The sequence below is a fragment of the Plantactinospora sp. CNZ321 genome (genome assembly GCF_004217235.1).
Window position 1 is genome coordinate 156,384 of record NZ_SHKQ01000001.1, and the last position, 18,025, is coordinate 174,408.

Here is an 18,025-nt window from a genome sequence, read left to right on the forward strand (position 1 = left end):
GGCACACGGTCGCGCCCGCCGGTTACTCCAGCCGCCGGAGCGGTATCGCCCGGGTCCGGGTGAAGGCACCGGCCAGCACCGTCGCCAGGACCGGTGGCAGCAGCGCGAGGAGCAGCAGATAGAGCCAGGGCGTACGCCAGTGTGCCGAGGTGTTGAACGCGACGTACCCGGCGGCCGGGCCGAGACCGGCGAGCAGGCCGAGCGGTGCGCCGAGCCCGGCCACCACGGCAGCCTGGGCGGCCACGATCCGGCGGCGTACCCGAGGGCCGGCCCCGACCGCGGTCATCGTAGCCAGGTCGTCGCGCAACTCGGCGCCGGTCAGCCCGACCGCGACCCCGGTCGCCACCACGGTGACCACCGCGCTGACCGCCGCCAGCACCCAGAACATGGTCCTGGTCTCGGTCGGGCCGCGCTGCGGCCGGGCCGGCTCGACCACGATCGGGGCCGCCGGCAGCGGGATGGCGGCGAGCTGGGCCCGCAGCAGCACCGTGGTCGCGGCGGCGACCTCGTCCGGCCGGGGCGTCCGGGTGGTGTCCACCAGCAGCCGCCCCGGTGTCACGGTGAGCCCGAGCCGCTGCGCGGTCTCCTCGGCGAGGACCATCGCGGGCAGGTCCCGGAAGTACTCGCCGGAGACCGCCACCACCACCGGCACGGTCACCGGTGCGGACTCGCCGATCGCGACAGTGGCCCGCCCGTCGACGGCGAGGGTGTCGTTGAACAGCACCGCCGCGCCGTCGCGCAGCGCGGCGACCTCGGCTGCGGTCGGCTCCCGGCCGGTGACCGCCCGGATCGTCTCGGCACCGCCGACCGCGATCGCCAACTGGTCGCCGGCCGGGCCGGAGTGCTGGGCCGGATCCCAGGACGGTGGGACCAGCACCGCGCCTGGCGACAGCTTCGGGTCGGTGCCGATCCGCAGCGCGACCGCGTCCCGGGCCGGCAGTGCGGCGGCGAGGCGCTGGATCCCGGCCGGGCCGAGCGCACTCGCCGCCTCGGCGGGGAGCAGGATCTGCCCGTCCCGGGCCTGCCGCCACACCTCCGCCGCGTCGCTCCGGGCCGCGCCGACCAGCCCCAGCGCGACACTGCCGGCAACCGCCGCGCTGACCGCCGCGACCGCCGCCCCGGTACGCAGCCGGTGCCGGGCCGAGTGCCGAAGCGCCAACCGGGCCGAGACCGGCAGCCCGGCCGCGAGCCACCCGACGACCCGGACCAGCGCGGGCGTGCCGGCGACGACCCCGAGCAACAGCAGGATCCCGCCGAGGGCGATGAGTTCTGCGCGGCCGTCCGGATGCGCCGACCAGAGCAGGATCGCCACGCCGGCCACCAGCAGCACCAGACCCGCCACCAGCCAGCCCAGATCGGTCCGGGACCGGTCCCGGTGGCCGCCGAGCGTGGCCCGGACCGGCCCCCGGGCGGCGGAGCGGGCCGGGAGGTACGCGGCGGCGAGCCCGATCAGCACGGTCAGCGCCGCGACCCCGGCGACCGACCCCAGCGGCACACTCAGACCCAGCACCGGATGGTCCGAGACCCGTTCGACGATCGGCTGGGCCAGGATGACGGTGCCGACTCCGGCCAGCGCGGCGATCCCGGCCGCGACGGAACCGTGCAGCAGCCCGCCGGCCAGCACGATCCGGCCGACCTGGCGCGGGCTGGCTCCGGCCGCGGCGACCAGGCCAAGCTCCCTGCGCTGCCGCCGGGCGCCGACCAGGAACGCCGCGCCGACCAACAGTGCCACCTGGGCGGCCACGAAGCTGACCACCAGGGTCGTGGCGGCGGCCTGGGTAGCCCGATACTGCGCGCTCGGCGCCAGGGTGGACCGGTCCCGCAGGCTGTACTCGATGCCGGCCGGCTCCGGTGCACCGTCCGGCCCGGTCACCGCGCGCCTCCCGGGTGGTGGCCCGGACCAGCTGGCGCCGGCCGGCAGGCCGACCAGCAGCGCCTGGGCGGGCCCGGTCGAGAGCGCCGCCTCGGCCGGTACGACCAACGCCGGCAGCCGCAACGACCGGCTGAGGTCGACGATCCCGACGACGGTCAACTCGCGCAGCGGCATCCCGGCACGAATCGGGTCGCCGACCGTGAGTCCGAGTTGGTCGGCGAGGGTCTGGCTCACCGCCACCTCGGCGGCGCCCCGGGGCACCGCCCCGGCCCGGACGACGTACCGGCCCTGGTTGAGCGGGTCGGTCAGGTCCGTCGCCTCGTACTCGAAACTGGCGAGCCCGTCGCCGGGGGTGGCGACGATCGTACGGCCGGTGGTGTGCGGGGCGGTGTGGCTGCCCGGCGGCAGGGTGCCGGCCAGCTTGGCGAGGTCGTCCGGAGCCGCGCTGATGATCAGGTCGGTGGCGCCCATCGTGAAGGTGGCGTCCCGGTCGACGGTGCCGAGGTTGGCCCAGGCGACCGTCAGCACCGTGGCCGCGTACGCCGGCAGGAGGAGCATCAACAGGATCAGCGCCGAGCGGCCGGGATGGCGCCGGGACGTGCGGCGGGCGATCCGCAACGCGGTACGCCACGAGCCGACGAACTCGCCGGTCATGCGTGCCCGCCGAGGAGCTGTGCTGCGGTGGTTCGGGGTCCGGTGGAGTCGACCAGCCGGCCGTCGCGAAGGAATATGGTGCGGTCGGCCCAGCCGGCGTACCTGGGCTCGTGCGTGACCATCACCCCGGCGGCGCCCGCGTCGACCTGGGTCCGGAGTACGCGCAGCACCGCCTCGCCGGTCGCCGAGTCCAGCGCGCCGGTCGGCTCGTCGGCGAGGACGAGTCGACGCTGCCCGATCAGTGCCCGGGCGATCGCGATCCGCTGCTGCTGCCCGCCGGAGAGCTGGTCGGGGAAGCGGTGGGCGAGTTCGTCCAGGCCGACCCGGGCCAGGGCGGCGAGTGCCTCGCGGCGGGCCGCCCGGGGGCGTACCCCGGCGAGTTCCCGGGGCAGCGCGACGTTCTCGGCGGCGGTCAGGTCGGTGACCAGATTGTAGTTCTGGAAGACGTAGCCGATCCGGTCCCGGCGCAGCCGGGCCAGCGCGGTCGGGGCCAGGTCGGCGAGGCTGGCGCCCTCGACCTCGACGCTGCCCCGGGTGGGGGTGTCGAGCCCGCCGGCCAGGGCGAGCAGTGTGGACTTGCCGGAGCCGGATGGCCCCATCACGGCGACCAGCTCTCCGGCTGCCACCTCGAAGCTGACCCCGGCCAGGGCGTGCACCTCGGTCTCGCCGGAGTGGTAGGTCCGGCTCACCTGGTCGAACCGCAGCACAAGGTCGCTCATCGCACCGGCTCCGTCTCGTCGGCTCCGGCCGGCTGGTGGGCCGCAGATGGCTGACGGACTGTGGTCGGCTGATGGACTGCGGATGGCTGGTCGGCCGCCGAGCTGGCCGGGCGAGCGGTGTGGCGGCGCCGGCGGAGCACGGTGGCTTCGACGTGGTCGAGCCAGCGCAGCTCGCTTTCCAACGCGAAGACCAGGTGGTCGAGCAGGAGCAGCCAGGCGAGGTCGTCGCCGTCCTGGTCGGCGGTGCGGCGCAGGTCGGTGACGTCCCGCATCTGCCGCATCGACTCGGTGCGCTGGGTCTGCACGACGGCGGCCACGTCGACGTCCGGGGTGGTCGCCGCCAGGGCGAGTTTGATGGCCAGCTCGCTGCGCGGCCGGTCGGTGTCGGTGACCGGGGTGGCGAACCACTCGGCCAGGGCCACGCGACCGTGCTCGGTGATGGCGTAGACGGTCCGCCCGTCGTCGTTGGCCCCGGCGGCGGCGACCAGGCCATCCCGGTCCAGCCGGTCGAGGGTGGTGTAGAGCTGACCGACGTTGAGCGCCCAGGTGCCGCCGGTGCGGGCGTCGAACTCAGTCCTGAGCTGGTAGCCGTATTTGGGTCCGTCGGCGAAGAGGGCGAGCAGCCCCCAGCGCACCGCGTTTCGCTGCATGAGCAGGAACCTTACTCGATAAGTAGTTACTGAGTAAATAAGAGGGTGATCGTACGTGCGTTCGACAGTGGCTACGATGGCCGGATGAGAGCCGGCGCCTACCAGCCCTCGATGCTGGACCTCGCCACCGACGACGGGATCGCCGGGGACGGTGCCGCCCTCGGCCCGCTCGCCGGGGCGCTGCGCCGGCACGAGCTGGGCTCCGGCGCCTGGGTCGACCACCTGCCCGGCTGGGTCAGCGGCTCCGACGCGGTGCTGCGTACCCTGCTCGACGAGGTCGACTGGCAGGCCGAACGCCGCCGGATGTACGACGATGTCGTCGATGTCCCCCGCCTGCTCCGCTGGTATGCCGGCACCGAGCCACTCCCCCACCCGCTGCTGACCGCAGCCCGCGATGAGCTGTCCCGGCACTACGTCGCCGAGTTGGGCGAGCCGTTCGTCACCGCCGGGATGTGCCTCTATCGCGACGGACGGGACAGCGTCGCCTGGCACGGCGACACCCACGGCCGCTCGGCCCGGGAAGACACCATGGTCGCGATCGTCTCGTTCGGCTCACCCCGACCGCTGCTGCTGCGCCCGCGCGGCAGCGCGCCGAACCGGGCCGAAGCCGGCCGAGACAGCGGCCGAGGCGGCGGGGCGTCGAGCCTGCGCTTCCCGCTCGGGCACGGCGACCTGGTGGTGATGGGCGGCTCCTGCCAACGCACCTGGGAACACGCCGTCCCGAAGACGACGCGGGCGGTCGGCCCCCGGGTCAGCGTCCAGTTCCGCCCGACCGGCGTCGCCTGAGCGGCAGCCCAGGATTCACCTCGACCCTTATCCGGAAACTGCCGCCTGGCGCTCCGATCCTGAATCGCCGAGCAGCCGTCCACCGGACGCCCCCGCCCGTCTGAACTGCTATCCGAGGGCCACCCACGCCTTCCTGAGTACCCCCGGCCTGGTGCCGGCCGCCCGACCCGCGCGCCGGGAGATCCTCGCCTTCCTCCGCGGTCACCTGCATCCAAGCTCGCGAGGGTGACCAGCACGACGCCGCGGGCCCGGACCGACCGCTCGGTCAATCCGTCGGCAGCGAGTCCACCGCAGCCGCGAGCAGATCGCGGAGGTCCTGTTCGGCACCGGACGGAAAGGTCTCCGGCTTGACCAATTGGTACGCGACGTGGACCTCGAAGTCGGCGCCGACCCACGCCCACCCGTCGAATCGCGCCTCCCCGTCCTGGTAGGGCTTGACGACGAAGCAGGAGTGATCCCCCGGCCCGTCCTTCGTCGGTTCGCCGCCGATCCTGGCGCACCGCTCCGCCCGCCACGCCTCGTCGTAGCTTTCGGTGCCGTCCATCGCGACGGTGATGCCGATGTCGCCGCGCATCCCGCCGGTGCCGGAGGTCAGGTCCACGGCGCAGCGCCGGGTGCCGCTGAACTCACTCAGCTGTGACGAAGGCATCGATGTGGAGCCGGGAGCGAGTCGGGCCAGCATGTCATCGGTGATCAGCTCACACGGGTCCCGCAGTTCCGATGGGGGCGCCGGCGCCTTCGGCCGCCGCAGCCGACCAGCCCGACCACAAGCATCCCGACGAGCAGCGTCATACGGGCACCCGTACGCATCAACAAACTTTCCACCATCGATCGTGTGCCGCCAGCTGGGCCTGCCCGACGCACTGGTCGAGCGCGGCGTAGATGTTACCGCTGCCGTCCCGGACGACGCTCGCCTGGCTGGATCCGAGCCAGCCCGCCAACCGGCCCACCCGACAGGCGCGGGCCGTCCCGATAAGGGGGACATCCGGAAGTCGTTGACTCCGCCATGATGCGCCTGACGTTGCGGAGGTCGGCCTTCGGCCGGCAGATCGAACGCGAGCGACAGACCAACCACGAAATGGATCGAACCTGGAGAGTGAGTAATGCGATGTGAGATCTGCGGTACGCCACTCGACAGGCCCGGTCAGGGTCACGCCTGCGGGACCGGGGCGGCGGCACCCCTGGTGGGAAACGATTCGTGATCACCTGAGCGGTGCTCGCCGGCCCGGGAACGGCCGGCTGGACCGCCTCGGCACCAGGGATCGCCGGAATGCCACAGGTGGTCGAGGACTCCCGGGCGACTTCAGGGTGCCGGAAGCCGCCCGGAGGTCGGTCCAGGCGACACGATCCGCTGGCCGGTAGCCCAGCCGTACCCGGAACGGTCGGGTCAGCCGGTCCGGCGGCGTGCCTTCGCACCCCACCGCGCGGCGGCCACCAGTAGCGCGCCGAGCGCCATGGCCAGCCCTCCGATCAGGGGTCGAGCCTGCGACCCCACTGACGAGGTGACGGCCGTCGAGGATTCTCTCGTCCGCCGGTATTGACCTTGGTTATCGGCGACGATATGTTTCTCCGCGCCGGAGCAGAAATGCCGCTCCGGACGCTGACACGGGGGTTTCAGCGGTGCGCCACGTGCCACGTCGCCTCCTTCTGGCTACCCTCCGTCAATTGACGCTGCCCGAATGGGGCGCGCAGGAAGGTGGCCGAATGATTTCCACTACCGACACATCTGGCGACCGGGAAAATGGCGAGCATCCCACAGCCGACGGCACACGCTCAACCGGCGGCCGGACCTGGTCCCGGCGATCTCTGCTCGGGCTCGCCGGCGCGGGGGCGGCGGGCCTGGTCCTCGGCGGCGGCGCCGTACCGGCACACGCCGGCGGCACGTCGCCGGTGAATTGCGCAGAGTCGTTTCCGACCGATCTGGTGGTGCCCTTCCACGGGAAATCTCGTCTCCCGCAGCGAACTCTGGGACCAACCGACCTATTATCTCGGCAACACTTTCACCGGGGCATACGACGCAGCGTTCTACCACCGGGTCGAGTACTTTCTGGAGGATTGGTATTACCTCCTCCCCGACCATTGGCGCAACCCCATGAGAATCAACGTCCTCGGGGTGCACGTCGACAAGGCGAACAGCTGGCACATGTACGGCCGGGCCATCGACTTCGCCTCGATCAGCATGCTCGACTCGAACGGCGGGAACCGGTTCACCGCCTTCGAGTGCGCGGTCGACACCTGGGGTACCAAGCGGGACTTCAACATCGACCGCCGCCGCTACTGGGCCGCCGTCGCGGCGATCAACTACCGGTCGGCCGACGTGCTGCACTACCTGTACAACGCCGAGCACCGCAACCACGTACACATGGACAACGGGCGGTCGGGAACGGCGACCACCACCACCTTCAACTCCGGCTCTCCGGTGCTGGTGAAGACCGTCCAGGCGTGCCTGACCTACATCTGGGCATCTCCGTCACGATCGACAGCATCTGGGGGCCGCAGACCGACGGCGGGGTGCGCACCGCCCTGACCCGGGTCGGCCTGACCGGGACGATCACCACCGCCGCCAACTGGAAGGCGTTCCTGCACAACAGCACCTGGTACGGCACCCGGAACGGCTACAGCTCGAGCATCCCCCCGGCCCCGACCACCCGGCCGAACAAGCCGCTGTAGGCAGCGGTCGCCGGAGCCAATCGGGCGACCGATCGGGGTGACCCGCGTGGATGGCGGGTCGGCGAGCGGCCGACCCGCCATCCCGACCGCGCCCGGTTGGACCGGCTGCCGTTGCCCTGGCCGGCCGGCGCCGCGCGCCCCCGGTTTCGATACGCGCGATCGGATCCGCCTGATCACGTATCGTGACGGCATGCCTGCGGTGCCCTGGTGGGCCGTGCTCTCGGCAATGGCGCTGCCCGGCCTGCTGGTCATCGGCTGGAGTACCGCAGCCGCCCGAATACGACCCGTGGGCCGACACCATCAGCGCGCTCTCCTCGTACGGCCCTCTCGACCGGGTGATCCTGGTCGGTCTGCTCGCCGGGCTCGGCGTGGCCCACCTGGTCACCGCGATCGGACTGCGGCCGGTCCGTCCACTCGCCCGGCTGGTGTACGCGGCCGGCGGCCTGGCGACCGTCGTCGTGGCGGCGGTCCCGAAGGTCGACTCCGACACCCCGCCGGCACACGGGGTCGCCGCCGTGATCGGGTTCGTCGGGCTCGCCGTCTGGCCGGCCGTGGCCGTACTGCCGCTGCCGCACCGGGCAGCGCCGATCCGGCACTGGCCCGAGCCACCCGGCATGGTCCGGGACCGGCCCTGGGTGCTGCGCCCCGGCGTCGGCTGCTCCGCCACGGTGTTGATGCTCGGCTTCGGGCTCTGGCTGGCGACGCAGCTGACCGACGACGGGTCGGCCGGGCTGGCCGAGCGGTTCACCGCCGCTTCGGAGGCGCTGTGGCCGCTGGTGGTGACGCTTGCCCTGTTCCGGCACGACAGCCGACCCGCCGCACACCCGCAACGGCGGGCGACCCGCCGCCACCCGCAATAGCCGTTGACCGACGCCATCCGCACGGCCGGCGGCCCGTCCGGGCCGGACCCCCGAGCGCGCCGATCGGCGTGACCGGGCCGGTGGGTGCCGGAGTGTTCCGGCGGCCCATCGGTCCCGATCACGCCGATCGGGGTTGCTGTCGGCTCAGTAGATGCTCACGCCGTACGCGTTGAGCGCCTCGACGACCGGCTGGAAGTAGGTGGTCCCGCCGATGCTGCAGTTGCCGCTGCCGCCGGAGGTCAGGCCGAGCGCGGTGTTGCCGGCGAAGAGCGGGCCGCCGCTGTCGCCCGGCTGGGCGCAGACGGTGGTCCGGATCAGGCCGGAGACGGTGCCGCTGCCCTGGTAGGTGACGGTGGCGTTGAGCGCGGTCACCCGGCCGCTGCGCACCCCGGTGGTGCTGCCGCTGCGCTGCACCGACTGGTTGACGGTCGGGTTGGCCGCACCGGTGATGTCCCGGTAGCCGCCGTAGAGGTAGACGTCACCCGGCTGCTGGGCGATACCGCTGGCGTACCGGACGATGCCGTAGTCGTTGCCGGGGAAGCTGCTGCCGGCCCGGGTGCCGATCACCGAGCCGCCCGAGCTGGCCGACCAGTTCGCCCCGGCGTTGGTGCAGTGCCCGGCGGTGAGGAAGTAGTAGGTGCTGCCGCTGCGGACGTTGAAGCCCAGCGAGCACCGGCTGCGGCTGGTGTAGATCGCCTGGCCGCCGGAGATGGTGGTGCTCAGCGTGCCGGGGATCGACTGGATCCGGACGGCGCCGCCGAAGCGGGCGATGACGGCCTTGATCCTGGCAAGCTTGGCGCCGGTGACCGTGCTGTCCACCTCGACCGCGACCTGGTTGGTGACCGGGTCGACATACCACGCGGTGCCCGGGATCCTGGCCGACCGGTCCAACTCGGCGGTGACCCGGGCCAGTTCGGCGGAGCCGCGGGTCACGACCCTGGGGGTCGCCCCGGCGGCCCGGACCTGACGGGCCGCCGCCTCGTCGGTCACGGTGACGACCATCTTGCCGTCGTCGTCCAGGTAGGTGCCGGCGGACCGGGCGCCGAGCCGCTCGGAGAGCGCGGTCGCGGCCTCGGGCGTGGCGACCGGGGCGGCCTGCGCGGGCACACCGATCAGCATCCCGGCGACGAGGGATCCGGCCGCGGACGCGATCGCGACAAGGCGGATCGAAGACCTTGTGGGTCGCATGTGGAGCCTCCCATGGGGGGTTCGGAGGTGTCTGCGCCGAGTCGGCACATCCGATATGAGTATTCAGACATCTAAGATCATGAACAAGATGTCTAACATATCGCCTGCAACGGGGCGTACGCCTTATGGCCGCCTCCGTTGTAGAGCATCAGAACGGTCTATATGATTCGCCCACCTCAGTCGGCTCAGGCAACCGCGATCCGGAGGCCGCCCATGTCCGCTCCCCGCCGTACCCGCACCCTGCTGTCCGCTCTCTCCGCCGCCGCCGTACTCGTCACCTCGGTCGGGCTCGTCGCCAGCCCTGCGCACGCCGACCCCGGTCCACCACCCGCCTCGATGGCCAGCCTCGGTGACTCGATCACCCGGGGCTTCAACGCCTGCGGGTGGTACGTCGACTGCCCGTCCCGCTCGTTCAGCACCGGCGACGACTCCGGGGTGAACAGCCACTACCTGCGCATCCGTGCGGTGAACCCGGCGATCGGCGGTCGCAACCACAACGACGGGCGCTCCGGCGCCAAGTCCGCCGACATGGCCGGCCAGGCCGACACCGCCGTCTCCCAGGGCGTCGGCTACGTGACGATGCTGATCGGCGCCAACGACGCCTGCACCAGCTCCGAGTCGAGCATGACCCCGGTGAGCACCTTCCGGAGCAACATCGACGCCGCGCTGGGCCGGCTCCGCGCCGGGCTGCCCAACGCCCGGGTGTTCGTGATCAGCATCCCCGACATCCAGCGGCTCTGGTCGGTCGGCCGGGGCAGCCTCGCCGCCCGTACCGCGTGGTCGCTCTTCGGCATCTGCCAGTCGATGCTGGCCAGCCCGACCTCCAACGCCCAGGCTGACGCGGACCGGCGCGCCCGGGTACGGCAACGGGTGGTCGACTACAACAACCAGCTCGCCCAGGCCTGCGCCACGTACGGCTCGAACTGCCTGTTCGACGGCAACGCGGTCTTCAACTACCCGTTCACGCTGGGCCAGTTGTCCGGCTGGGACTACTTCCACCCCAACACGTCCGGGCAGCGGGCACTGGCCGAGATCTCCTACGACGCCGGATTCGGCTGGTAACGGGGGGACCTATCCGACCCGGTCGGGCGGGGGGCGGTAGCCGACGAGCCCGTCCCCCGCCGCCACCACCAGCAGTCCGGGCAGCGCCACCAGACAGGTCACCGGGGCACCCACCTCGATCGCCCGGCCCGGCGTTCCCGGCTCGCCGACGGGCTGCCACCGCAGCACGCTCCCGTCTGCCGCCACCAACCAGCTGGTCCGGCCGCCCCGGACCAGGGCCAGCGACCGTACCGGCCGGGTGGCGGTCAGCACGACGACCGGCTCGGGCGGCAGCCCGTCGACCACCGGTGCCGGGTCGGCGGGCTCGCCACCCGCCGCGGGTTCGCCACCCGCCCCCGCCGGGCCGCCGCCGGTCCCGGGCTGCCCGTCGCCGAGGGCCCGGTTCGACCCGAGCAGGTCCGTGACGTCGGCGCAGCGGACCTGCCCGTTCCGGCCGGCCCCGAACACCAGGGCACGCCCGTGGACGGTCGCGGTCAGCACGGCGTACGCGGCACCGCCGTGACCGTCCAGCACCGTCCACCCGGAAGACCCCCGGGCGGCGAGGTCCCCGAGCCGTGCGAGGTCCCAGAGTCGTACGGTGTCGTCCTCGGCGGCGGTCGCCGCGACCGGCACCCCGGCCAGCTCGCCGACCGCCAGCCCCCGGATCCGACCGGAGTGCCCGGTCACCGGTCCGGCCAGTCGGCCGGTCCCGAGGTCGGCCCGCAGCAGCGCGGCCCCCTCCGCCACCAGCAGCATCCGGCGGCCGTCGAACAGCGCCGTGGCGAGCGGCCCGACCGTCGGGGCACCACCGGCCGGACCGGTCGGCTCCCACGGCTCCGCACCGGGACGACCCGCCCGGTTCCGGCCGACCGGCACCGTGCCGATCCGTTCGCCGGTGCCCGGGTCCCAGAGCTCGACGTCGTCCGGCCGGACGTCGGCCAGCAGCGGGTACGTCCCCGGCACCAGTCTCACCCCGCCCGGAATCCCGTCGGCCGGCAACTCGACCTCCAACCCGGTCGCGGGCTCGAACCCTCGGACCCGGTTACCGGACAACGACCCGAACAGCACCGGCCGGTCCGCCGACCCGCCGACCGCGAGACACTGCCCGGGAACGCCCAGCGGATCAGCGTCGGCCCGAGCACCGGGCGGAGGGTCACGCCGGAACGGGTACGGCCGGTCGGGGTCCCAGACCCAGACCAAGCCGGCGCCGTCCCCGGTGACCAGCATCGGGCGCCCGCCCATCTCGATCGAGATCGTCCGGGTCGGCGCCGCCTCGTACGGATAACGGAAAGCCTCGCCCAGTTGCCGGCCCGTCTCCGGCAGCCAGGCCCGTACGGTCGCGTCGTCGCCGCTCCACAGCACCGTACGCTCGCCGAGCCGGCCGGCCAGCACGGAGTTGACCTGGCCGGTGTGCCCGGTGAACGCCGGCCCCAGCGGTCGCCCGTCGCGCAGATCCCAGGCCCGGGCCACCCGGCCGGCGGCGCCGAGCAGGATCGGCCGGCCGTGCCAGTCCGCGAACCCCAGCACGGCCACCAGCCCGGCGGACTCGAAGCCGCACTCGCCGAGCGACTGGACCCGGACACCGTCCTCGCCGAGCGGCTGGACCCGGACACCCTCCTCGCCGGCCGGCGCGAACTCCAGCCGCCACAGCGACACCCGGCCGGTACCGGTGCCGGCCGCCACTACGGCAGCCTCGCCCGCCCCGGTCGTCGCCAGCACGCTGATCCGCTCGCTCCCGGTCCGGAACGTGCGCAGTCGGGCACCCCGGTCGACGCCGAGCGACCAGATCTCCAGGTGCGGCGATCCGCTGGTCAGCACCGCGAACGGGCGACCGGCCAGGGTGACGGTCGCCAGGGACCGCACGTCGCCGCACCACTGCCGCCAGCGGGACCGACCACTGTCGAGGTCGCTCACCTCCAGGTAGCCGGCGCCGGCACCCGAGACGACCAGCTGCTCGCCGTCGATCCGGGTAACCGCGGACGCCCGCGCGTGGGCCCGTTCGTCCACCGCGCCGACCAGCACACCATCGGGCAGGTCGAGCACCACCCGGGCGCCGGCATAGCTGGTGACCAGTGCGCGGGGCCTGCCGGTCCGGTCGTCGGTGAAGCCGACCAACGCGGCGACCCAGGCCGGCACCGGCTGGTACGGCCCGGTGCGCGCCGGCAGCGGTCGAGGTCGCCGACCGGGCGGACCCCAGGTCCAGCGCGGTAGACCGGACCAGGCCGGTTCGGCGGCGGAGCGCTTCGGCGTACGCCGGCCCGTCCCGTCGGTGATCAGTGGCATGCCGTCCCGGGATGCCGCCCGTCCACGGCTCTGGCGGGCAGAGAACGCGGGAAACACGATTGGACTATCCCTCTGGCGAATTGGTCGGTACCGGATCGGGGCAGCGGAATCGGATCGGATCGGATCGGCGGAATCGACCGGCGAATCGACCGGAATGAACGACGCGGAAATGATCTGACGCGTCATGCATCGACGATCATTGACCGCATCCTAGTCCGGATCGAACACTCCGCCGGACCCGCGAAAGGAGCGGCATGCCCGACACTGGTGACATACCCGACACGTTCCGGACCTACCGGGTATCCGTCAGGCGCGGAGGCCCGAGCCGCCCGCCGCCAGGCACGCGCCCCGCACCCCGAGTCACGCCACCCGACCCCGCCTCCCCCGCGCGGGGGAGTGGCCCTCCCCTGTGAGCGTTGCTGTCCCAGCCCGCACAGCGGCTACCGTCGCGATCATGACTGATGCTGCTCGCCCGCGTCGCTGGCCGGCGTACACCATCGCTTTACTGTTTCTCGGATACGCCGCCGGGAAGGCTGCCTTCGCCATGGAGTCCCGGCTCGGCTTTCCGGGTGGTCCGCCTGTCTCGGCCGAGGAGACCGTGCGCTACTTCATGGACCCGGCCGTCGCGCAGTGGAGCGCCACCGCCACCGGCCTGCTGGGCGCGGGCCTCGCCCTCGCCACGGTCACGCCGCTGGCTCGGAGGGTGCCGAGAATGCTGATGCTGCTGGTACTGGCCGCCATGCTGCTCGCCGTCGGCGGCGGCGCCGGGATCATGGCAGTGGACGGCTTCATCGGCCTCGGGATCGGCTGGCAGTGGTACCACGGGGTGGTCGGGACGGTCGTGATCGGGCTGCTCCTGGCGATGATCCACTCCTACGTGACGTCGACGCGGCGCCGTGTCGCGGGCTGAACGGGGACACCTCGGCGCGTACGGAGCGGCGGTGTGTGCGGCCGCGTACGGATCGATGAAGTTCGCGCAGGCGCTGGGGGCCGAGGCGCTCGCCGACAAGGATCCCCTTCCCCCGGAGATGCGCGAACGGCTGCTGTCACGTGATCCGCTGTTCGTGGCGAGCCACTGGGTGCTGGCCGCTGCCGCCGTGGTTGGCATCATCGTTGCGCTGGCAGCGGTTCGCCCCTGGGGAGCGGCCGTTCCGCGTCGGCTGGTGCTCACGATCGCGTGGGTGCTGGGCCTTTTCATGATCGCCCGGGCGATCGGGGTGCTCGGGTTCGGTTTCGTGGGCGACACGTTGTTGCTGGCTGGGGTCCGTCCGCCGCCCGCCGAGCACGCCGCCCTGGCTCGTGACCTGGCGCGCTGGGATCTGCTGCTGTGGTCGCCCTTCTTCCTGCTGTGGGGGACCTGCTGGATGCTGACGGGATGGACGCTGCCACAGCGGTGAACCGCTGAGGTCTGTGGTCCGGTTCGGACCGGATCGATCACCTGCGGCGCTGTCCACCTGCCGACCGACCCGTCCCCGGATGCGCGGCGGCACTACACACCCCGGCTATACACTCGGTGTATACGCGTGGTGTAGAGTCCGCCGCATGTCGATCGGACAGACTTTCCTGGGCCTCCTCGAAGCCAGCCCCCGGCACGGCTACGAACTGAAACGGGTCTACGACGAACGGTTCGGCCAGGCCCGCCCGCTGCACTACGGGCAGGTCTACTCGACCCTGGCCCGGCTGCTGAAAAGCGGCCTGGTCTCGGTCGACGGGGTGGAGCCCGGCGCCGGGCCGGAGCGGAAGCGCTACGCGATCACCGCGGCCGGGGTCACCGACGTACAACGCTGGCTGACCCGACCGGAGAAACCTGACGTCTACCTGCAGAACACCCTCTACACCAAGGTCGTGCTCGGGCTGCTCACCGGCCGCGACGCCGCCGACATCCTGGACGTGCAGCGCGCCGAGCACCTGCGCCTGATGCGTACCCTGACCCGACGCAAGGCCGACGGCGACCTCGCCGACCAGCTCATCTGCGACTTCGCGCTCTTCCACCTGGAGGCCGACCTGCGGTGGCTGGAGCTGACCGCCGCCCGCCTCGACCAACTGGCCGCCACGCTCCCCGCCGGCACACCGGCCGGCCCGACCGCACCGCACGGCGATCCGGCGGCATCCCAGAACCACCCGACGGCAACACAGAGTCACCCGACGGCAACACACGACGACCCGACGGCACCGCACAGCGACCCGACGCGACGCGAGGTAACGGCATGAACACCGAGGAACAGCCGCTGCTCGCCGCGGTCGAGCTGCACAAGGCGTAGGGGGCGACCCCGGCGCTGGCCGGGGCGAGCCTGGCGATCCGGGCCGGCGAGGTGGTGGCCGTGATGGGCCCCTCCGGCTCCGGCAAGTCGACCCTGCTGCACTGCCTGGCCGGGATCGTCCCGCCCGACGCCGGTACGGTGCGGTACCGCGACCGGGAACTCTCCGCGATGTCGGATGCCGAGCGCAGCGCGCTGCGCCGCAGCGAGTTCGGCTTCGTGTTCCAGTTCGGACAACTGGTGCCCGAGCTGACCTGCCTGGAGAACGTCGCACTGCCGCTGCGGCTGTCCGGGATACGCCGCCGCGAGGCCGAGCGCCGGGCGGCGGACTGGCTGGCCCGGTTGGAGGTCGGCGACGTGGCCGGTAAGCGCCCCGGCGAGGTCTCCGGCGGGCAGGGTCAGCGGGTCGCGGTGGCCCGGGCCCTGGTCACCGCCCCCCGGGTCGTCTTCGCCGACGAGCCGACCGGCGCGCTGGACTCGCTCGCCGGCGAGCAGGTGATGCGGCTGCTCACCGCGGCGGCCCGGGAGGCCGGCGCCGCCGTCATGCTGGTCACGCACGAACCACGGGTCGCCGCGTACGCCGACCGGGAGGTCGTGGTGCGCGACGGCCGTACCCGCGAGACCGTGCTGGCGGACCGATGAGCCGGCACCGCGCCACCGGGTGGGTCGCGGACCTCGCCCTCGGCGCCCGGCTGGTCTTCGCAGGTGGCCGCAACGGGCTGCTGCGTACCCTGATGACCGCCGTCGCGGTGGGTCTCGGGGTAGCCCTGCTGCTGACCAGCACCTCCGTCTCCACCATGCTGGACGGCCGGTCGGAGCGGAACGCCGCCCGCGACGACCAGTTCCTGGGTGCCGCCCAGCCGCCGCCCGGCGAGCGGACCCTCCTCGTCACGGCCTCCGACACGGTCTACCGCGACGAGGTGATCCGGGGTCGCCTGCTCCAGCCCGACGGCGCGCACCCACCGGTTCCACCCGGGCTGACCCGGCTGCCCGGCCCCGGCGAGTTGGTGGTCTCCCCCGCGCTGGCCGACCTGCTCCACTCGCCGGACGGAGCGCTGCTCCGGCCCCGGCTGGATCACCCGATCGTCGGCACCATCGCCGACGAGGGCCTCTCCGGCCCCAACGAGTACGCCTACTACCTCGGCACCGACCGGCTCCGGGCCGGCGGCGGCACGCTGCGGATCGACCACTTCGGATCCACACCGAGCGGCGAGGGTCTCGACCCCGTACTGACGCTGCTCGTCCTGATCATCTTCGTGGTACTGCTGCTGCCGATCGCGGTCTTCGTCGCCGCCGCCGCACGCTTCGGCGGCGAGGCCCGGGACCGGCGGCTGGCCGCGCTCCGGCTGGTCGGCGCGGACGCGGTGACAACCCGCCGGGTCGCGGCCGGGGAGGCGCTGGTCGGCGCCCTCCTCGGGCTGCTCGCCGGCGCGGCCTTCTTCCTGCTCGGCCGGCAACTGGTCGAGCTGGTCACGCTGGAGGGGATCAGTGTCTTCGCCGGGGACGTCCGGCCCCACCCGGCGCTGGCCGCGCTGATCGTGCTGGCGGTGCCGGCCGTCGCCGTCGCGGTCGCACAGCTCGCCCTGCGCCGGATCGTGGTCGAACCGCTCGGCGTGGTACGCCGGTCCGGCAGTCGCCGGCGCCGGCTCTGGTGGCGGTTGGCCCTGCCGGTGGTCGGCGCCGCACTGCTCGCCCCGCTGCACGGCGGGATCGACCAGACCGGTGGCCCGGTCAACCAGGCCCGGGTGATCACCGGGGTGACGCTGTTGTTGATCGGGGTCACCGCGCTGCTGCCCTGGCTGGTCGAGGCCGTGGTCGGCCGGCTGCGCGGCGGCAGCGTCTCCTGGCAGCTCGCGATCCGCCGGCTGCAACTCGACAGCGAGTCCTCGGCCCGGATGGTGAGCGGGGTGGCGGTCGCGGTGGCCGGCGGGATCGCCCTGCAGATGCTCTTCGCGGGTGTCCAGGGCGTCTACGTCCGCAACACCGGCCAGGACGTCAGCCGGGCGCAGACGATGGTGCTGATCCGCGACGACCTCCCCGGGGTCGACGCCGACTCGCTGGCCGAGCGGTTCCGGGCCGTGCCGGGGGTCGAGGCGGCGGTCGGCGTCCTGGACACCGCCGTCTCGCCGGTCGGTTCGGTGCCGGACGAGTACGGCCAGCGGCCCGGCACCCTGCTGCGGATCGCCAACTGCGCGGCGCTGCGCGAACTCGCCACCCCGGACCGCTGCGTGGACGGCGACGTCTTCCAGATCATCGACGAGCAGTCCCCGGACCCGGCCGGCCTGCCGGCCCCCGGCCAGGCGGTGGAGGTCGGCTTCCGCCACCCGGAGACCACCACCCGGTGGACCGTTCCGACCAGTCTGCGGGCCGTGCCCGGCCGGACCGACCCGGCCGGCAACCAGTTCGCCGGCCTGCTCGCCACTCCGGGTGCGCTCGACCCGGCCACGCTGCGCGGGCTCGGTGCCCGGGTCTACCTCAGCATGGACCTGTCCCGGCCCGACACCATCGAACTCGTCCGCAACGCGGCGGCCGAGTTCGGTCCGGCGGCCGAGGTGCAGACGCTGCGGGCCACCGAGGAGGCCAGCCGGTTCGCCCAGATCCGCCGCGGACTGTACGTCGGGGTGCTCGCCACTCTCCTGCTGCTCGGGGCCAGCCTGCTGGTCGGCATCCTGGAGCAGTTGCGGGAGCGACGCCGTTCCCTGGCCGTACTGGTCGCGTTCGGCACCCGGCGCGGCACGCTGAGCGCCTCGGTGTTCTGGCAGACCGCCGTGCCGGTGCTGCTCGGCCTCGCCCTGGCGATCGTGCTGGGTACGACGCTCGGCGGCATCCTGCTGACCCTGGTCCGCCAGCCGGTACGCCTCGACTGGCCGAGCATCGCCAGCATGTCCGGGATCGCGGGCGGCGTCGTGCTGCTGGTGACCGTTGGGAGTTTGCCGGTGCTGTGGCGGCTGCTCCGACCGAGCGGCCTCCGTACGGAGTGAGCGCTCCGCACGGCCGGCTCCACCGGGTGGCAGCGGCGCGGCTCGACCGGTGGTGATTCGGC

15 protein-coding genes and 1 pseudogene are annotated in these 18,025 nt (G+C 73.0%); 10 read left to right on the plus strand and 6 right to left on the minus strand.

Annotated features, from left to right (window positions below):
* Nucleotides 1–22: 22 nt before the first annotated feature.
* Genes EV371_RS00675 through EV371_RS00685 form a run of 3 tightly spaced genes read right to left on the minus strand, consistent with a single transcriptional unit; the run spans nt 23 to nt 3,896 of the window.
* Nucleotides 23–2,527: an FtsX-like permease family protein gene (locus EV371_RS00675; protein ID WP_130460322.1), complete on the minus strand. Its 2,505-nt coding sequence runs from the start codon at nt 2,525–2,527 to the stop codon at nt 23–25.
* Nucleotides 2,524–3,246, minus strand: a complete 723-nt coding sequence (locus tag EV371_RS00680; protein WP_130460323.1) for an ATP-binding cassette domain-containing protein — start codon at nt 3,244–3,246, stop codon at nt 2,524–2,526. Before EV371_RS00680 ends, EV371_RS00675 begins: the two co-directional genes overlap by 4 nt.
* Nucleotides 3,243–3,896: a helix-turn-helix transcriptional regulator gene (locus EV371_RS00685; protein WP_130460324.1), complete on the minus strand. Its 654-nt coding sequence runs from the start codon at nt 3,894–3,896 to the stop codon at nt 3,243–3,245. The genes EV371_RS00680 and EV371_RS00685 overlap by 4 nt, the downstream gene beginning before the upstream one ends.
* 84 nt (nt 3,897–3,980) lie before the next feature.
* On the opposite strand from EV371_RS00685, the gene EV371_RS00690 reads away from it, so the two are divergent.
* Nucleotides 3,981–4,682, plus strand: a complete 702-nt coding sequence (locus tag EV371_RS00690) for an alpha-ketoglutarate-dependent dioxygenase AlkB (protein WP_130460325.1) — start codon at nt 3,981–3,983, stop codon at nt 4,680–4,682.
* A 265-nt stretch (nt 4,683–4,947) separates the two neighbouring features.
* On the opposite strand, the gene EV371_RS00700 is transcribed toward EV371_RS00690, so the two are convergent.
* The gene (locus EV371_RS00700; protein WP_130460326.1) at nt 4,948–5,331 is read right to left on the minus strand and encodes a hypothetical protein; all 384 of its coding nucleotides are present in this window, start codon (nt 5,329–5,331) and stop codon (nt 4,948–4,950) included.
* A gap of 1,443 nt (nt 5,332–6,774) precedes the next feature.
* Between EV371_RS00700 and EV371_RS00705 the strand changes: the two genes are divergently transcribed.
* The 3 genes from EV371_RS00705 (at nt 6,775) to EV371_RS00710 (ending at nt 8,212) form a co-directional block, all read left to right on the plus strand.
* Complete coding sequence (locus EV371_RS00705; protein ID WP_130460327.1) at nt 6,775–7,209, plus strand: hypothetical protein; 435 nt, start codon at nt 6,775–6,777, stop codon at nt 7,207–7,209.
* Nucleotides 7,194–7,352: a hypothetical protein gene (locus tag EV371_RS33215; protein WP_165436570.1), complete on the plus strand. Its 159-nt coding sequence runs from the start codon at nt 7,194–7,196 to the stop codon at nt 7,350–7,352. The genes EV371_RS00705 and EV371_RS33215 overlap by 16 nt, the downstream gene beginning before the upstream one ends.
* 182 nt (nt 7,353–7,534) lie before the next feature.
* Nucleotides 7,535–8,212, plus strand: coding sequence for a DUF998 domain-containing protein (locus tag EV371_RS00710; RefSeq protein WP_165436571.1), 678 nt, complete (start codon nt 7,535–7,537; stop codon nt 8,210–8,212).
* 144 nt (nt 8,213–8,356) lie between these two features.
* Here EV371_RS00710 and EV371_RS00715 read toward each other — a convergent pair whose 3' ends face one another.
* Nucleotides 8,357–9,400 (minus strand): alpha-lytic protease prodomain-containing protein, encoded by a 1,044-nt coding sequence (locus EV371_RS00715; RefSeq protein WP_130460329.1) that lies wholly within the window; start codon nt 9,398–9,400, stop codon nt 8,357–8,359.
* A 213-nt stretch (nt 9,401–9,613) separates the two neighbouring features.
* Here EV371_RS00715 and EV371_RS00720 point away from each other — a divergent pair, with 213 nt between their 5' ends.
* On the plus strand, nt 9,614–10,462 hold the full coding sequence (locus tag EV371_RS00720) for a GDSL-type esterase/lipase family protein (protein WP_130460330.1): 849 nt from the start codon (nt 9,614–9,616) through the stop codon (nt 10,460–10,462).
* A 9-nt stretch (nt 10,463–10,471) separates the two neighbouring features.
* Here EV371_RS00720 and EV371_RS00725 read toward each other — a convergent pair whose 3' ends face one another.
* Nucleotides 10,472–12,724, minus strand: coding sequence for a WD40 repeat domain-containing protein (locus EV371_RS00725; protein WP_130460331.1), 2,253 nt, complete (start codon nt 12,722–12,724; stop codon nt 10,472–10,474).
* Nucleotides 12,725–13,178: 454 nt separating this feature from the next.
* On the opposite strand from EV371_RS00725, the gene EV371_RS00730 reads away from it, so the two are divergent.
* From EV371_RS00730 to EV371_RS00750, 5 genes and pseudogenes are all read left to right on the plus strand, one after another.
* The gene (locus EV371_RS00730; protein ID WP_130460332.1) at nt 13,179–13,634 is read left to right on the plus strand and encodes a hypothetical protein; all 456 of its coding nucleotides are present in this window, start codon (nt 13,179–13,181) and stop codon (nt 13,632–13,634) included.
* Between the two features lie 55 nt (nt 13,635–13,689).
* Nucleotides 13,690–14,121, plus strand: coding sequence for a DUF3995 domain-containing protein (locus EV371_RS00735; RefSeq protein WP_130460333.1), 432 nt, complete (start codon nt 13,690–13,692; stop codon nt 14,119–14,121).
* A 145-nt stretch (nt 14,122–14,266) separates the two neighbouring features.
* Nucleotides 14,267–14,776 (plus strand): annotated as a pseudogene (locus EV371_RS00740) (PadR family transcriptional regulator); the annotation flags it as partial.
* Nucleotides 14,777–15,000: 224 nt separating this feature from the next.
* Nucleotides 15,001–15,624 carry an ABC transporter ATP-binding protein gene (locus EV371_RS00745; RefSeq protein ID WP_486484894.1) on the plus strand — a complete coding sequence of 208 codons (624 nt, stop codon included), beginning with the start codon at nt 15,001–15,003 and terminating at the stop codon, nt 15,622–15,624.
* Nucleotides 15,621–17,963 (plus strand): ABC transporter permease, encoded by a 2,343-nt coding sequence (locus EV371_RS00750; protein WP_130460335.1) that lies wholly within the window; start codon nt 15,621–15,623, stop codon nt 17,961–17,963. The genes EV371_RS00745 and EV371_RS00750 overlap by 4 nt, the downstream gene beginning before the upstream one ends.
* The last annotated feature ends 62 nt before the right edge of the window (nt 17,964–18,025 follow it).